Raw genomic sequence first — 14139 nt, 5'->3', positions numbered from 1 at the left:
CGGTCAGTACCAGTACCAGGTCGTCTGACGCCAGACGCCCAGATACGGATAACCCGAGTACCAATAGTTGTAATAGGTGGTGCGCCACTGCGCGCGCCACTTGTAGTCGTCCTGCTCCGACTGTTTCGCCTTGCGCGCTTCGTCGAGCAGTTTCTTGGATTCCTTATCGCCGCGGCTCACCGCAATCGAGAGCCATTTTTCGGCTTCAGCCGGGTCGGAGCCCATCTCTTCGAGGCCGAACAGGTAGAACGCGCCCAGTGCCTTCTGCGCCGCCAGGTTGCCGTGCTCGGCAGCCTCGCGCATCCACACCAGCGCCTGGTAGCTGTCCTGACGCACGCCATCACCGCGGAAGTAGCGCAGGCCCAGGTCATAGGCGGCCTTGGGCTCTCGCTTGGCGACTTCCTTGAGAGCCGCGATGCGCGGCTCTTCGTCCGGGATATTCGCCTGGTCAAAAGCCACTTGAGCCTTCGGCCGATCGGCGCACCCACGATCGTCGCAAATCCGCACGACATCGCTGGGCGGTTGCGGCTGGGCACATGCGGCCAACCACACGACTGCCCCCAGCATCAGCAAACGATTACGCATTCGTCTGACCTCTTATTTCTTATTGTTGCTGTCGATTTGAGAGAAACCTTGTCATCGCCGGATTGGGATGCCCCGACCGGTCGTGCAAAGTCTTCTCTTCCCCGCCCCACATATGAATCGCGGGCACATGATATAGATCGGTCTACTTTAGCGTCAACCATGTGCACTTGTGTTACCAAAGCGTAAAGCTGACATGGCAACAACAGTCTGAGCATGGCTTGACGGCCCCCCAGTCCACAGGATGCGGCAAGAGGCCAATGCTAAGATGCAAGCCAGCAATCAAGAGAGGTAGCAATGCGCGCAAGCAAGCGCCAACAGGTGGTGGACAAGGCCAGCGAGCTGTTTTCCCGGCACGGCTTCTACCCGGTCGGCGTCGATTGGATCATCAGCGAGTCCGGTGTCGCGCGCATGACGCTTTATCGGCACTTTTCCGGCAAGGAAGACCTGATCAAGGAAGTGCTGGAGCAGCGCTACACCTTCATCATGAACAGCATGGCCGAGCAGCTTTCGACCATGCCTGACGTCACGGCCCGCCTGAAGGGCATCTTCGACTGGTACGAAACGTGGTTCCGCACCCCGGAGTTTGCCGGTTGCCTGTTCGAGCGCGCGCTGGCCGAGTTTGGCGCGACCTGCCCCAAGGTGACCGACGTGGCGGTGCGCTATCGCGACGATCTGCTCAACATGATTGAGACACTGCTGGCGGAAGTGGTGCCCGCCGGCACAGCGCGGCAGCTCGCGAGCGTCTATGTGATGCTGCTCTCCGGTGCCACGGCCGACGCGCGCGCCGTTGGCGACCCGACGGCCGCCACCCGGGCGTGGCTTGCAGCGCAGACGCTACTGAACCAAGCCAAGAAGGCCACTGCTCACACCCTCGCGTAAGCCGAGACCGCGTCTACCAGCCCCGCCGCAAGTGCCGGGCGATCTGCCAAGGCAAGCGCAGCAGCCCACCCGCCGTCAGGCGCAGGTGCATGCCCACCAACAGGATGTTGTCGCGCAAATACTGGAAATGCGACACGCCGCCTTCGTTTGCCCGGAAATAGCGCACCGGGGCATCCACCCGGATCGGGCGCACGCCGGCCCAGCACAGACGCACGGCCGCCTCCGGGTCGAAGTCGAAGCCGCGCATCCACGTATGCCGGCGCATGATGGCGACCAACGGCGCGATCGGGTACACGCGGAATCCGAACAACGTATCGCCGATGCCCGCCCACAGCGTTTCGAGGTCTGCACACACGTTCGACAGGCGCCGGCCCTGCACGCGCAACTGCGGCGCGCTTGCGTCGAACACCGGCTGCCCGAGGATCATCGCGTCGGGTGCCGCCTGCGAGGCAGCCATGAAGGCGGGGATCAGGTCAGCAGGGTGCTGACCGTCGGAATCCATGGTCAGCGCATAGGTGAAGCCGCGCGCGGCAGCGGCCTCGAGCCCGGCCAGGATGGCCACGCCCTTGCCCTGGTTGCGCGGCAGCACGATCACGTGCAGCCCCGGGTCTTGCGCGGCCATGGCCTGCAAGCGCTCGGCGCTACCATCGGTGCTGCCGTCGACCACCACCCAAACGGGGTTCCATTGCGCGCGGGCGCTGCGCACGGTCTCGTCAAGCTTCGTGCCCGGGTTGTAGCTCGGGATCAGGACCAGATGCGTGGAAGATGCGCCGGTCATCGGCATGGCGTCATGCGTGCGCGGCAACGTGTCGGGCACCAGCGCGTGCCTATCGCGTGCGGTGGGCGGCCACATAAGCCGCCAGCGAACCCAGCGAAGCGAAGATCTTGGCGTTGTCCGGATTGCCCGAACGCAGTTCGAAGCCGTACTTCTTGGAGATCAGCAGTGCAACTTCAAGAATGTCGATGGAGTCGAGCGCAAACCCCTCGCCGTACAACGGCGTATCGGCGGTCAGGGTGTCGAGTTGGATGTCTTCGAGATTCAGCTCGCCGATCATCAGGGCGGCGAGTTCTTTTTCCAGATCGTTCATCGGTCTTGCTCACACGGGCAGTGTAGGGTCTGCTGACAGAGACCCTGTAGCGAGGGAATGCGGCCAGGAATGTGGCCTGAAGCGACGACGTCCTCCTCGCCAAACCCTGCCTTGCCCTGCCCCCGCCCGTGTGGTTTGGGGGTCGTTTAAGCTACGCGGATTCTAGTCGAAGGGTCCCCCCTCGTATAGCGCGAAACCGTGACAAAAACCCCGCGCACGACACCCGCATTTGTGACGCAAACGATTCAACGGTAGGAGCAACGCCGCGCCGTATCGCCAATCGGCATCCGGACGCTTTCATCACACGTTCGACAGCTTGTACATCCGGTTACAAACGCATCATCGCCCAGTCGGGCGAGGCACGTGCAGGCCACTAGAATGTGGCCGCCAGCATTGGCTGGCGAGGTTCGGTCTGCACCAACCGGCCCGCTGGCGCCTGCGTATGATGAAAATGCCCGGCACGACCAACCACCGGACAGACACACCCAACACCTGATGCACCACCGCTTCTTCCGCGCCCTTCTGACATGGATCGACTGACCGGCATCTTGCGCGGCGCGGCAGGCGTGGCTGCGGTCGTGGCCTACCAGGTGGGCGCGCATTACGCGGTGGCGACACCGGGCATGCATGCCTTCGGGCTGGCGATGGCGCTCGTGCCGCCACTGGCCGTTGCGCTGGTGGCCGCGGCCCGCTCTGCCCAGCGCGTTTGGTGGCTGCCGCCGTGGTTGCTGATCTGCGCTGCGCTGTGGAGTCTTCGCGAACCGCTGGCGCGCCATTTCGAATGGGGTCTGTACCTCGAGCATGCGAGCTTCAACCTGATGATGGCTTACCTATTCGGCCGCACGCTCGCCGCTGGGCGTGAACCGCTTTGCACGCGCTTTGCCGCCATCGTGCATGGCACGCTCACGCCGCGCATCACGCGTTATTCGCGACAGGTGACGGTGGCATGGACGCTGTTCTTCCTGGCAACGGCAGCCGTATCCACGGTGCTGTTTGCCATGGCATCGATCGTCACGTGGTCGACGTTTGCCAATTACGTATCGCTGCCACTGGTGGGGGTGATGTTTGCCGCGGAATATCTCTGCCGGCGCATCGTGCTGCGTGGCGAGCCGCGCTCCAGCCTGTTCGACGCCATGCGTGCTTACCGGCAACCCCGCTGAACCCACACCCACTGCATCACCCGAGATTGCTTCATGCCGACTTACCCGCTGGTCTCCCACACCTCGCTGGACCACACGCTCGCCTGGCGCGACGGCGCACCGGTTTCCGTGCGTACGTTCCTTGCCGACGTGAAGCGGCTGGCCGCGATGCTCCCGCCGGGCGGCCACGTCTTCAACGCCTGCACGGACCGCTACCGCTTTGCCGTCGGCCTGTGCGCGACGCTGGTGGCCGGCAAGATCAGCCTGCTGCCGCCCATGCAGACACCGCAGATGGTGCGTCAACTGGCAGCGTTCGCGCCCGATGTGTTCTGCCTGCATGACGCAATCGCATGCCCCGTCGACTTGCCCGGCTTCCATTACGCCGACGATGCGACGCCGTACGATGCGCCTGTCGATGTGCCGCAGATTGATGCGTCGCAGGTCATGGCCTATCTGTTCACGTCCGGCTCGACCGGTGTGCCGGTGCCGCATCGCAAGACATGGGGCGGGCTCGTGCGGTGCATGCGCGCGGGGGCTGCGCGGCTCGGGCTGGATGACGGGCGTGCCTTCACGCTGGTCGGCACCGTGCCGGCACAGCATATGTATGGCTTTGAAGTGACGGTACTGCTTGCGCTGCAGGCAGGCCTGGCGTTGAGCAACCGACAGCCGTTCTATCCGGCGGATATCCGTGAGGCACTGGAGGCCGTGCCGGAACCGCGCGTGCTGGTGACCTCGCCGGTGCACCTGCGGGCGCTGCTGGCGTCGGAACCCACGTTGCCGGGAGCAGCGCTGGTGCTGTCGGCCACCGCACCGCTGTCAGAAGCGCTTGCGCGCGAGGCGGAGGCGCGACTGGCTGCACCGCTCGTCGAAATCTATGGCAGCACCGAGACCGGTCAGATCGCCACACGGCGCACCGCACAGGACACCGTGTGGCATGCCTATCCCGACGTTCGGCTGGAGTCGCTGGAGTCACGCGCAGGCACGGCCGATGACGACGGCCCGACGGTGTGGGTCTCCGGCGGGCACGTGGAAACCCCGGTGCCGATGGGCGACACGCTGGAGTTGCTGGACGACACACGCTTCCTGCTGCACGGACGCAAGGCAGATCTGATCAACATTGCCGGCAAGCGCTCTTCGCTGGCGTATCTGAACCATCAGCTCAATGCGATTGCGGGCGTGGTGGACGGCGTGTTCTTCATGCCGGACGATGCGCCGGCCACACCGCATGCGTATGGCGGCATGCCGGTCACGCGGCTGGTCGCGCTGGTGGTGGCGCCGGGGCGCAGTGCGGCAGAGGTGCTTCGCGCGCTGCACGAGCGCATCGATGCTGCCTTCCTGCCGCGCCCGCTGCTGTTTGTCGATGCGCTGCCGCGCAACGGCACCGGCAAGCTGGCGCGGGATACCCTGGCCGCACTGGTTGCGCAACAGCTGCAGCTCCATCACCGGAAGCCTGCGATGCACTACACCATCCCCGTCGATCACCCTGCGCTGCCCGGCCACTTCCCAGGGCGCCCGATCGTGCCTGGCGTGGTACTGCTTGATCATGCGATCCACACGATCGGGGTGGCGCTGGGCCGCTCGTTCGATGCCTGCCAGCTCGGTTCGGCCAAGTTCCTGAGCCCCGCCGCACCGGGCGAGGCGCTTGATCTCGCGTTCGACACCACGGCCAGTGGCGCGATCCGCTTCACAATCCGCGCAGGCGAGCGGGAAGTGGCCAGCGGTGTGCTCAGTGCGCAGGCGGGCATGCCGGAGGCCGTGCCGGCATGAAGCGCCCCGAATGGGCCGAGCGCCCGGAGCGGAGCAATCTCGCAGCACTGCGCGCGATGACGTGGGTCTCGTTGCATCTGGGGCGGCCGTTCGGCCGGCTCCTGCTGCGGCTGGGCACGCTGTACTTTGTGCTGTGCTCGCCCGCGGCCTGCCGTGCATCGCGCGACTACCTGCGGCGCACGCTCGGCCGGCCCGTTGGCCTACGTGACGTCTATCGCCACATGCTCACCTTCGGCACCACGATCCACGATCGCATCTACCTGATGCATGCGCGGTTCGATCTGTTCGACATTCAGTTGCAGGGGCAGGCGCATGTGCACGAGGTGCTCGCGCAGGGGCACGGCGCCTTCCTGCTGGGCGCGCACCTGGGCAGCTTCGAAATGGTACGTGCACTCGGCCGCACAGCACCGGATCTGCCGAATCTGCGAGTGGCGGTTGCCATGTACGAAGACAACGCGCGCAACATCAACGCCGCCGTCGCCGCCATCAACCCGGCAGCGGCGCCAGAGATCATTCCGCTCGGGCGCGTCGATGCGATGCTGCAGGTGCGCGAGGCGCTCGACGACAATCGCCTGGTTGGCATGCTGGCCGATCGCACGTTGCTGCGCGATGCGGGCGCTTCCGTGCGGTGCGTGGACTTCCTTGGCGCCCCTGCTGCGTTTCCGCTGGGCCCACTGCACATGGCCGCCATGCTCAAGCGGCCAGTGCTGTTCATGAGCGGCCTGCACCTGGGCGGCAACCGCTACGCCGTCCGGTTCGACAAACTGGCCGACTTCACGAACCTGCAGCGCGAGGACCGCGCCGCCGCCGTCCAGGCAGCGCTGGCACGCTATGTGGAACACGTCGAACACTGCTGCCGCACCGCGCCCTACAACTGGTTCAACTTCTTTGACTTCTGGCACGATGCCAACGCGGCTGAACGGCAGCCCGCTAAAGGCCAAGAGGGCCCAGAAGGCCGGGAAACCCAGACGCCATGACCTCACGCCCACTGCTTCGCGCCTGTGTTGCCATGCTCACCGCCAGCATGCTGGCCGGCACCGTTCATGCCGCCGACACCTCCAGCTGGACACTCGACCGCCTGATGTCCACACTCGCCCGCAACAAGTCTGGGCGCGCCACCTTTACCGAAACGAAGACCCTGTCGATTGCTGAACAGCCCGTCGAATCCTCTGGCGAACTCGTCTTCGTCGCCCCCGACCACCTGGAAAAGCACACGCTGGCACCCAAGCCCGAGCACCTCGTGATCGACGGCAACACGCTGACCGTCGAACGCAACCAGCACAAGTTCACGATGCCGCTTGCGCAATATCCGGAGCTTGCCGCATTCATCGAAAGTATCCGAGCGACACTGGCGGGCAATCGCTACGCGCTCGAAGCGGTGTACAAGGTCGCCATCAGCGGCCGGGGTGACGACTGGACGCTGACACTCACCCCCATCGACGCGCGCATGCAGAACGTGGTCAGCACCATCACGCTCGATGGCACGCGCGATGTGCTGCGCAGCGTCGTCATCCGCCAGGCAGACGGCGATCACTCGCTGATGCGCCTGCGGCCGATCAATCACTGAAGCGGATGCCGATGCGCGAGCCCGTCCACGATACGCATGCAATGCGCCGTGCACTGCGGCAGCCCGCCGTGCTGGTGTGGCTGTTCGGCCTGCTGCTGTGCGCAATCGTGATCGGGCGTACGAGCTTCACGGCGGACCTCTCCGCCTTTCTGCCGCGCTCGCCCAGTGCAGAGCAACGCGTGCTGGTCGACCAGTTGCGCGAGGGGTTGGTGTCGCGGCTGATCCTCATCGGCATCGAAGGCGGCGATGCGCCGACGCGTGCAACATTGTCTCGGCAGCTTGCGGCCACGCTGCGTGCCAATGCGCAGTTCAACGCGATCAACAACGGCGAACCCGTGAGCGAGGTGCGCGACCGGCAATTCGTGTTCGCGCACCGCTATCTGCTCAGCCCGGCCGTCACACCGCAGCGCTTTTCCGCCGACGGGCTGCACGCCGCGCTGGGCGAGAGCCTGGACTTGCTGGCGTCATCAGCCGGATTGATCGCCAAGAACATGCTGCCGCGCGACCCCACCGGCGAGGTGGCCGCGCTGGTCAGCCAGCTCGACAGCACAGCGCTGCCCTCCACATCGAACGGCGTCCGGGCCTCGCACGACGGCAAGCGCGCCGTGCTGGTCGCGCAGACTTCCGCCGCCGGTTCCGACACCGATGCGCAGGCCCGCGCCATCGCCACAGTGCGCCGCGCGTTCGATGCGGCTGCGCGCACCGTGCCGAATGCCGCATCGACCACGCTGCTGATGACCGGCCCCGGCGTATTCTCGGTCGACACGCGCGACACCATCAAGCACGACGTTGAGCGGCTGTCTGCGTTGAGCCTGGTGTTGATCGTTGCGCTGCTGCTGACGGTGTATCGCTCGCCGCGCACGCTGGTGCTTGGGCTGCTGCCGGTGCTCTCGGGCGTGGCGGCCGGGGTAGCGGCGGTCAGCGTCGGGTTCGGCACCGTGCATGGGCTGACGCTCGGGTTCGGCACCACGCTCATCGGCGAGGCTGTCGACTATTCGATCTACCTGTTCGTGCAGTCGGCCCACACACGCACTGAGCGTACAGACGATTCGCTGCGCGCGTGGATTGCCACGTACTGGCCGACCATCCGGCTGGGTGTGCTGACCTCGGTGTGCGGTTTTGCGTCGATGCTGTTCTCGGGCTTTCCAGGGCTCGTACAGCTTGGGGCCTATTCGATTGTCGGGCTGGTGACGGCGGCGCTGGTCACGCGCTATGTGCTGCCGCACCTGCGTGGTGCGCACGTGGAGATTCGCGACGTTGCCAAGCTCGGTGCGTGGCTGGCGCGCGCCGCACAGGCCGCGCCACGCCTGCGCTGGGTGCTGGTGCTTGCGCTAGTCGGTGCATGCGCCGCACTTGTGCTGCATCGCGATGGCCTGTGGAGCCGCGAACTTGCCGCGCTCAGCCCAGTACCTGCCAAAAGCCAGGCACTCGATGCCAGCCTGCGCGCCGACGTGGGCGCACCGGACGTACGCTATCTGGTGGTAATTCCGGGCGCGACCGAACAGGCTGCGTTGCAGGGCGCGGAGAAGATGGCCGCCCAACTGCAACTGTTGGTGGATGCGGGCGCGCTGGCCGGGTTCGAAAACCCCGCACGCTATCTGCCAAGCGATGCCACACAGCGCGCGCGCCTGGCCAGCCTGCCACCCGCCGATGTGCTGGCAGCGCGCATGCACGCTGCGGTTGAAGATCAGCCCATCCGCGTGAAACCGGATCTCTTCGCCCCGTTCATCGCCGATGTGGCCGCTGCGCGCACGCAACCGCTGCTGCGCCGCGCGGACCTGCAAGGCACATCGATGGCATTGGCCGTGGATGCATTGCTGACGGAACGCAACGGCCAATGGAGCGCCATGCTGCCGCTGCGTGCACCCTCAGTCGACAAAGCAGGGGCCCAGACGGCAAACCAACCCAGCCTGGATGCCGCTGCCATCCGTACCGCGGTCGAGCGCGCCAACCTGCCCGGCGCATTGTTCGTCGATCTGAAAACCGAGGCCGATCGGCTGTACGTCAACTACGTACGCGAAGACATCCACCTGTCGCTGGCAGGGTTCGCGGCGATTGCGTTGCTGCTGTTGGTCACGCTCCGCTCTGCGCAACGCACGTTGCGCGCGCTCGCACCACTGGTGGCCGCGGTGCTGGCCGTCACAGCCGGCTTTGCGTTGGCGAGCGTGCAACTGACCATCCTGCACCTGGTGGGCATGCTGCTGATCGTGGCGGTGGGTTCGAACTACGCGCTGTTCTTCAACCAGCGTGCGGGCACGTCGAGCATCACCCCGCAGACGCTGGTATCACTGCTGGTAGCGAACTTGGCGACGGTGGCCGGCTTTGGCCTGCTGGCTTTCTCGCGCGTGCCGATGCTGGAAACCTTCGGGCTGACGGTCGGCCCCGGCGCCATGTTGGCGCTGGTGTTCGCCGCCATCCTCGCGCCGCCGGTTGATCCCGACAGACACATCGCCGCATGAACGCTCCACACATCAACACGTCCGACATGGCACGACGCTGGCAGCCAACGCCGCTCATCACCGGCTCACTGGCGCTGCACGCCGGCGCGGCCATGGCGATGGTGGTCCAGCCGTCGTCGTGGCCGTGGGCGGGTGGTGCCGTGGTTGCCTCGCATCTGGCGATGATGGCCGCTGGGCTATGGCCGCGCAGTGCACTGCTCGGGCCTAACTGGACGCGTTTGCCCGCAACGGCCGGCCAGCGGATCGCGCTCACCATTGACGATGGCCCTGACCCCGAAGTCACGCCACGCGTGCTCGATCTGCTGGATACGTACGGCGCCCGCGCCACGTTCTTCTGCATTGGCGATCTGGCGCGCCGACACCCGCACTGCGTCGAGGCCATCGTCGCGCGCGGGCACGCGGTGGAAAACCACAGCCAACGCCATCGGCACAACTTCTCGGTGCAAGGCCTCGGTGCGCTGCGTCGAGAGATCGAGGCCGCGCAGAACACGCTGACGGAGATCACCGGTACGCGTCCCCTGTTCTTCCGCGCGCCTGCCGGGTTGCGCAACCCGTTCCTCGAACCCGTGCTGTGCCAGCTCGGCCTGCAACTCGCGAGCTGGACCCGACGCGGCTTCGACACACGTTCGCGTGATGCGGCCGCGGTGGCGCAGCGCTTGCTGCACAACCTGGCAGCGCAGGACATCCTGCTCGTTCACGACGGCCACGCGGCGCGCGACGCACGCGGCGAGCCGGTGCTGCTGGCCGCGCTGCCGATCGTGCTGCAGGCGGCGGCGCAAGCGCAGTTGCAGTGCGTCACCCTGCGCGCCGCGCTGGCATTCGAGGCTTTGCCACCGAGCGGCCCATAGGTGACCGTTTGATAAAATTTGTGTATCGAGCCAGCGCACCAGCCGGCCAAGCCGCAACCCCGTGAACCGCCCCCAAGCCCCCCTTCCCGTGAAGCCCCTACTGCTCACGCATTTCACCGCCACGAGTTGTATCGGACGTGGCCTCGACGCCACGCTCGACGCGCTGCGCGGGCAGCGTGGCGGCCTGGCGCCCTGCGACTTCCCACGGGCAGACCTCGACACCTGGATCGGTGCAGTGGAAGGCGCAGACGCAGAGCGCCTGCACCCCGACCTGTCCGACTTCGATTGCCGCAACAACCGCCTGGCGCAGATCGGCCTGACGCAAGACGGCTTTGCCGAGCAGGTTGAAGCCGCCAAGGCGCGCTACGGTGCCAAGCGCGTCGGCGTGTTCATCGGCACCAGCACCTCTGGCATCCTGCAGGCCGAACACGCCTACCAGCACCGTGACACCCAAACCGGCGCGCTGCCGGCTGACTTTCACTACGCGCACACGCACAACATCTACTCGCCTGCCGCCTTCGTGCGGGCGTATTTCGGACTGGGCGGACCGTCGATGGCGATTTCGTCGGCATGTTCGTCGGGCGCCAAGGTGTTTGCCTCGGCGCGGCGCATGCTGGCGGCTGGCCTGATCGACGCGGCGGTGGTGGGCGGCGTGGATTCGCTGTGCCTGACCGCGCTGTATGGCTTCAACTCGCTGGAGCTGCTGTCGCAGCAGCCGTGCCGGCCATGTGATGCTGCGCGGGATGGCATCTCGATTGGCGAGGCTGCCGCCTTTGCGCTGCTCGAACGTGTACCCGACAACGATCGGCGCCTGGACGACAACGCGATTCTGCTGCTCGGCATCGGCGAATCGAGCGACGCGCATCACATGTCGACGCCGCACCCCGAAGGCCTGGGCGCACGCGCGGCGATGGCGCAAGCACTGACCACCAGCGGCCTCGACGCAAAGGACATCGACTACATCAACCTGCACGGCACCGGCACGCTCAGCAACGACGCCGCCGAGGGCTATGCCATCCACGTGCTGTTCGACGGCACGCCGTGCAGTTCGACCAAGGGCGCGACCGGCCACACGCTGGGTGCGGCAGGTGCGCTGGAAGCCGTGATCACCGCGCTGGCGCTGCGCCACCAGATTCTGCCGGCCGGCATCAATACTGCGCAGCCGGACCCTGCATTGGCCATCAACTACGTGACCAACAGCCGCGCAGCCGACATGCGTACCGCGCTGAGCAACGCGTTTGGTTTTGGCGGCACAAACTGCAGCCTCATCTTCGGTCGTGCCGACCGAGCCCGCCACTGACCCGCATCATGACCCGACTGAGCGCCTTCATTGAAAGCATCGGCCTGCTCGGGCCCGGCCTGCAGGATTGGCCGCTGGCGGCAGACGTTCTTGCCGGGCGTGCGGCGTACGCGCCCGCGCGCACCGTCCTGCCCTCGCCGACCAGCCTGCCGTCAGTCGAGCGCCGCCGCACCGGGCCGGTCGTCAAGCTTGCACTCGCGGTCGGCCACGAAGCCGTCGCCGCCAGCGGACGCGATGCCACCACGCTGGCCACCGTGTTCAGCTCGTCCGGCGGCGACGGACAGAACTGCCACGTGATCTGCGAAACACTGGCCAGCGACGATCGCAAGCTGTCACCCACGCGTTTCCACAACTCCGTGCACAACGCACCGGCGGGCTACTGGAGCATTGCCACACATGCCACGGCGCCGTCCAACGTACTGTGCGCACACGACGGCAGCTTTGCCGCGGGCCTGCTGGAGAGCCTCTGCCAGGTCGCGGTTGATGCTGCAGCCAACCTGCTGATCGTCTACGACAGCGACTACCCTGAACCGCTGCGCGCGGTGCGACCGGTGCCCGATGCGTTTGCCGTGGCACTGGTCCTCGCGCCTGAACCGGGTCAACGCACGCTGGCCCGCATCGATGTCGCCCTGACCGACGCCCCCACCACCACGCTGGCGCATACCGAACTCGAGGCCCTGCGTGGCAGCAATCCTGCCGCACGCGTGTTGCCGCTGCTCGAAGCGCTGGCGACACGGCAACCGCAACGTGTGGTGCTCGACTATCTGCCCGACACGCGGCTGCAGGTGGATATCGTCCTGCCTGGGGCCGATGGCGTCTTCAGCCAGAGCGCACCATGACACAAGACACACCGCTGTCGCCGCCGCTCGATCGCAACTGGATTGCCGCGCGCATTCCGCACAGCGGCGCCATGTGCCTGCTCGACACTGTGCTCGCCTGGGACGACGCGCGCATCCATTGCACGGCAACGAGCCACCGCGATCCGGCCAACCCGCTGCGCGCGCACGGTCGGCTGGCCGCCGTGTGCGGCGTCGAATACGCCGCACAGGCCATGGCCGTACATGGCGCCCTGCGCGATACCGCACAAGCGCGTCCGCGCGCAGGCTTTCTCGCCAGCGTGCGCGGTGTTGAAGCACACGTTGCGCGGCTCGATACGTTTGACGCGCCGCTCGACATCGAAGCCGAACGCATCAGCGGCGACGGCAACAACGTGCTGTATCGCTTTACCGTGCGCTGCGCCGAGCGCACGCTGCTCACCGGCCGCGCCGCCGTCGTACTCGACGCGTCCGTCGTATGAACTTGTTTGAGAGGAATCCTGCCGTGAAAGGTCGCCTGTTCCCGCTATTGCCGATTGCCGCGCTCTTGCTGGCACTGCTCAGCCCCGTCGCCCATGCCGACCTGTCGGAGACGAAAGAGAACATCAAGCAAGGCACGAAGGACGCTGCCAGAAAGACCGGGCACGCGGCAAAGGAAGCCGGCCATGCCACGGCCCACGCCGCGCGCGCGGTTGGACACGGCGTAAAGAACGCCGCGCACGCCACCAAGTGTGGCGTGAAGCATGTGTTCAAGAAGCCTTGTGAGAGCGACTGAGCTCATCGCATCGGCAGGCTGAAGTCAAACCCGGCGCTCCATGACGGATGCCGGGTTTTTCGTTGTTCAGCCAATCACCGTCATCTAGTGCGCGGGAGCCCCGCCGGGCATCTCGGCCTCCTGTGGCAATGGCGTCATCTGGGGCTTGGCATGACCCCGATGCATTGTGCCCCGCAGGGTGGTGCCCGCGCACGTCAGGTCCACGTCTTCAAACAGGTAGTTGGTCTGTTTCGCGTGGCGCGCCTCGTTGATGAAGCGCACCACCCAACTGACTCGGGCCTCGTAGTGCGCTGCCTCGGGGCCAGTCTGCAGCACCCCTTCGGTCTTGAGAAGCTTCTCGCGTGTGCCGCCGTTCTCCAGTGGCGTGGGTGGGCCATCAGTGCCCTGCAGATCATCAGCGTGACGCTGGTTCAGGTACGCCTCGCACGCCAGAAAACTATCGAATTGCTGCGGCCCGACAGGCTGCGTCGGTAATTGGATGCTGGCGGCGGCGCTAGCTGAAATCACCATACCGGCAAGGCCCATCATCCACGGGTGCGAGTTCTTCTTTTGCATCATGTGCGTCGGCAGGTGAACTGGATCGATTGGTTGGATAAACCCATTCTTGCAAACGCCGTGAGCTCCTGCCAAACGCAGATCCCCCTGTGGCTGCACGGTGGTCGAGCGCGATGGACTTGGATTAGGGCTGACCGCCGCTTCCGCCCTGCGGATACCCGCGGCCACCACACGGCTCAGCATATGCGGACGATGCAGAGAGGACGGCATAGGTTCCAACGGTGCCACCAACCACGGTCAGCATGGCAGCGGCAAACAGGAGGCTCTTCATCGCGCGTTTCATGGCTTTTCTCCAGAGCGGCGGCATCGCCTCCTACAGTCTAGTTCGCCTGTTGCGTTTGAGCGCCCGTCAGCATGTTCCG

At 65.9% G+C, this 14139-nt stretch carries 16 protein-coding genes; 11 read left to right on the top strand and 5 right to left on the bottom strand.

Annotated features, from left to right (window positions below):
• Positions 1-3: 3 nt before the first annotated feature.
• Entirely contained in the window at positions 4-585 is a 582-nt protein-coding gene (locus ACS13N_RS10105; RefSeq protein WP_438931537.1) for a tetratricopeptide repeat protein, read from the bottom strand.
• Between the two features lie 294 nt (positions 586-879).
• Between ACS13N_RS10105 and ACS13N_RS10100 the strand changes: the two genes are divergently transcribed.
• Positions 880-1464 (top strand): TetR/AcrR family transcriptional regulator, encoded by a 585-nt coding sequence (locus tag ACS13N_RS10100; protein ID WP_438931536.1) that lies wholly within the window; start codon positions 880-882, stop codon positions 1462-1464.
• Between the two features lie 13 nt (positions 1465-1477).
• On the opposite strand, the gene ACS13N_RS10095 is transcribed toward ACS13N_RS10100, so the two are convergent.
• Both ACS13N_RS10095 and ACS13N_RS10090 read right to left on the bottom strand, forming a co-directional pair.
• Complete coding sequence (locus ACS13N_RS10095) at positions 1478-2248, bottom strand: glycosyltransferase family 2 protein (protein WP_438932823.1); 771 nt, start codon at positions 2246-2248, stop codon at positions 1478-1480.
• Positions 2249-2291: 43 nt separating this feature from the next.
• On the bottom strand, positions 2292-2552 hold the full coding sequence (locus ACS13N_RS10090; protein WP_438931535.1) for a phosphopantetheine-binding protein: 261 nt from the start codon (positions 2550-2552) through the stop codon (positions 2292-2294).
• 527 nt (positions 2553-3079) lie between these two features.
• On the opposite strand from ACS13N_RS10090, the gene ACS13N_RS10085 reads away from it, so the two are divergent.
• The 10 genes from ACS13N_RS10085 (at position 3080) to ACS13N_RS10040 (ending at position 13222) form a co-directional block, all read left to right on the top strand.
• Positions 3080-3712 (top strand): hypothetical protein, encoded by a 633-nt coding sequence (locus tag ACS13N_RS10085; protein WP_438931534.1) that lies wholly within the window; start codon positions 3080-3082, stop codon positions 3710-3712.
• A gap of 33 nt (positions 3713-3745) precedes the next feature.
• On the top strand, positions 3746-5458 hold the full coding sequence (locus ACS13N_RS10080; protein ID WP_438931533.1) for an AMP-binding protein: 1713 nt from the start codon (positions 3746-3748) through the stop codon (positions 5456-5458).
• The gene (locus ACS13N_RS10075; protein ID WP_438931532.1) at positions 5455-6435 is read left to right on the top strand and encodes an LpxL/LpxP family acyltransferase; all 981 of its coding nucleotides are present in this window, start codon (positions 5455-5457) and stop codon (positions 6433-6435) included. The genes ACS13N_RS10080 and ACS13N_RS10075 overlap by 4 nt, the downstream gene beginning before the upstream one ends.
• Positions 6436-6467: 32 nt before the next feature.
• Entirely contained in the window at positions 6468-7025 is a 558-nt protein-coding gene (locus ACS13N_RS10070; RefSeq protein WP_438932822.1) for an outer membrane lipoprotein carrier protein LolA, read from the top strand.
• Positions 7026-7036: 11 nt separating this feature from the next.
• Positions 7037-9484: an MMPL family transporter gene (locus tag ACS13N_RS10065; RefSeq protein ID WP_438931531.1), complete on the top strand. Its 2448-nt coding sequence runs from the start codon at positions 7037-7039 to the stop codon at positions 9482-9484.
• Positions 9481-10332 (top strand): polysaccharide deacetylase family protein, encoded by an 852-nt coding sequence (locus tag ACS13N_RS10060; RefSeq protein WP_438931530.1) that lies wholly within the window; start codon positions 9481-9483, stop codon positions 10330-10332. Before ACS13N_RS10065 ends, ACS13N_RS10060 begins: the two co-directional genes overlap by 4 nt.
• 88 nt (positions 10333-10420) lie before the next feature.
• A complete protein-coding gene (locus ACS13N_RS10055) occupies positions 10421-11632 on the top strand; it encodes a beta-ketoacyl-[acyl-carrier-protein] synthase family protein (protein WP_438931529.1) in 1212 nt (403 codons plus the stop codon).
• 8 nt (positions 11633-11640) lie between these two features.
• A complete protein-coding gene (locus ACS13N_RS10050; RefSeq protein ID WP_438931528.1) occupies positions 11641-12471 on the top strand; it encodes a beta-ketoacyl synthase chain length factor in 831 nt (276 codons plus the stop codon).
• Positions 12468-12929 (top strand): hotdog family protein, encoded by a 462-nt coding sequence (locus tag ACS13N_RS10045; protein ID WP_438931527.1) that lies wholly within the window; start codon positions 12468-12470, stop codon positions 12927-12929. Before ACS13N_RS10050 ends, ACS13N_RS10045 begins: the two co-directional genes overlap by 4 nt.
• The gene (locus ACS13N_RS10040) at positions 12926-13222 is read left to right on the top strand and encodes a hypothetical protein (RefSeq protein ID WP_438931526.1); all 297 of its coding nucleotides are present in this window, start codon (positions 12926-12928) and stop codon (positions 13220-13222) included. Before ACS13N_RS10045 ends, ACS13N_RS10040 begins: the two co-directional genes overlap by 4 nt.
• Positions 13223-13306: 84 nt before the next feature.
• Here ACS13N_RS10040 and ACS13N_RS10035 read toward each other — a convergent pair whose 3' ends face one another.
• Together ACS13N_RS10035 and ACS13N_RS10030 are read right to left on the bottom strand one after the other, a co-directional pair.
• On the bottom strand, positions 13307-13780 hold the full coding sequence (locus ACS13N_RS10035) for a hypothetical protein (RefSeq protein WP_438931525.1): 474 nt from the start codon (positions 13778-13780) through the stop codon (positions 13307-13309).
• 121 nt (positions 13781-13901) lie between these two features.
• Entirely contained in the window at positions 13902-14060 is a 159-nt protein-coding gene (locus ACS13N_RS10030) for a hypothetical protein (protein WP_438931524.1), read from the bottom strand.
• Between the last annotated feature and the right edge of the window lie 79 nt (positions 14061-14139).

This window comes from Ralstonia sp. 24A2 (assembly GCF_051783885.1).
Taxonomy (GTDB): domain Bacteria; phylum Pseudomonadota; class Gammaproteobacteria; order Burkholderiales; family Burkholderiaceae; genus Ralstonia.
Note: the sequence above shows the minus strand (reverse complement) of the source record. Positions and strands in the feature narration are given on the sequence as shown.

Bases quoted from the DNA above. Each gene is read 5' to 3' on its own strand.
- ACS13N_RS10105 (WP_438931537.1), bottom strand. From the start codon at position 585: ATGCGTAATCGTTTGCTGATGCTGGGGGCAGTCGTGTGGTTGGCCGCA.
- ACS13N_RS10100 (WP_438931536.1), top strand. From the start codon at position 880: ATGCGCGCAAGCAAGCGCCAACAGGTGGTGGACAAGGCCAGCGAGCTG.
- ACS13N_RS10095 (WP_438932823.1), bottom strand. From the start codon at position 2,248: ATGCCGATGACCGGCGCATCTTCCACGCATCTGGTCCTGATCCCGAGC.
- ACS13N_RS10090 (WP_438931535.1), bottom strand. From the start codon at position 2,552: ATGAACGATCTGGAAAAAGAACTCGCCGCCCTGATGATCGGCGAGCTG.
- ACS13N_RS10085 (WP_438931534.1), top strand. From the start codon at position 3,080: ATGGATCGACTGACCGGCATCTTGCGCGGCGCGGCAGGCGTGGCTGCG.
- ACS13N_RS10080 (WP_438931533.1), top strand. From the start codon at position 3,746: ATGCCGACTTACCCGCTGGTCTCCCACACCTCGCTGGACCACACGCTC.
- ACS13N_RS10075 (WP_438931532.1), top strand. From the start codon at position 5,455: ATGAAGCGCCCCGAATGGGCCGAGCGCCCGGAGCGGAGCAATCTCGCA.
- ACS13N_RS10070 (WP_438932822.1), top strand. From the start codon at position 6,468: ATGCTCACCGCCAGCATGCTGGCCGGCACCGTTCATGCCGCCGACACC.
- ACS13N_RS10065 (WP_438931531.1), top strand. From the start codon at position 7,037: ATGCGCGAGCCCGTCCACGATACGCATGCAATGCGCCGTGCACTGCGG.
- ACS13N_RS10060 (WP_438931530.1), top strand. From the start codon at position 9,481: ATGAACGCTCCACACATCAACACGTCCGACATGGCACGACGCTGGCAG.
- ACS13N_RS10050 (WP_438931528.1), top strand. From the start codon at position 11,641: ATGACCCGACTGAGCGCCTTCATTGAAAGCATCGGCCTGCTCGGGCCC.
- ACS13N_RS10045 (WP_438931527.1), top strand. From the start codon at position 12,468: ATGACACAAGACACACCGCTGTCGCCGCCGCTCGATCGCAACTGGATT.
- ACS13N_RS10040 (WP_438931526.1), top strand. From the start codon at position 12,926: ATGAACTTGTTTGAGAGGAATCCTGCCGTGAAAGGTCGCCTGTTCCCG.
- ACS13N_RS10035 (WP_438931525.1), bottom strand. From the start codon at position 13,780: ATGATGCAAAAGAAGAACTCGCACCCGTGGATGATGGGCCTTGCCGGT.
- ACS13N_RS10030 (WP_438931524.1), bottom strand. From the start codon at position 14,060: ATGAAACGCGCGATGAAGAGCCTCCTGTTTGCCGCTGCCATGCTGACC.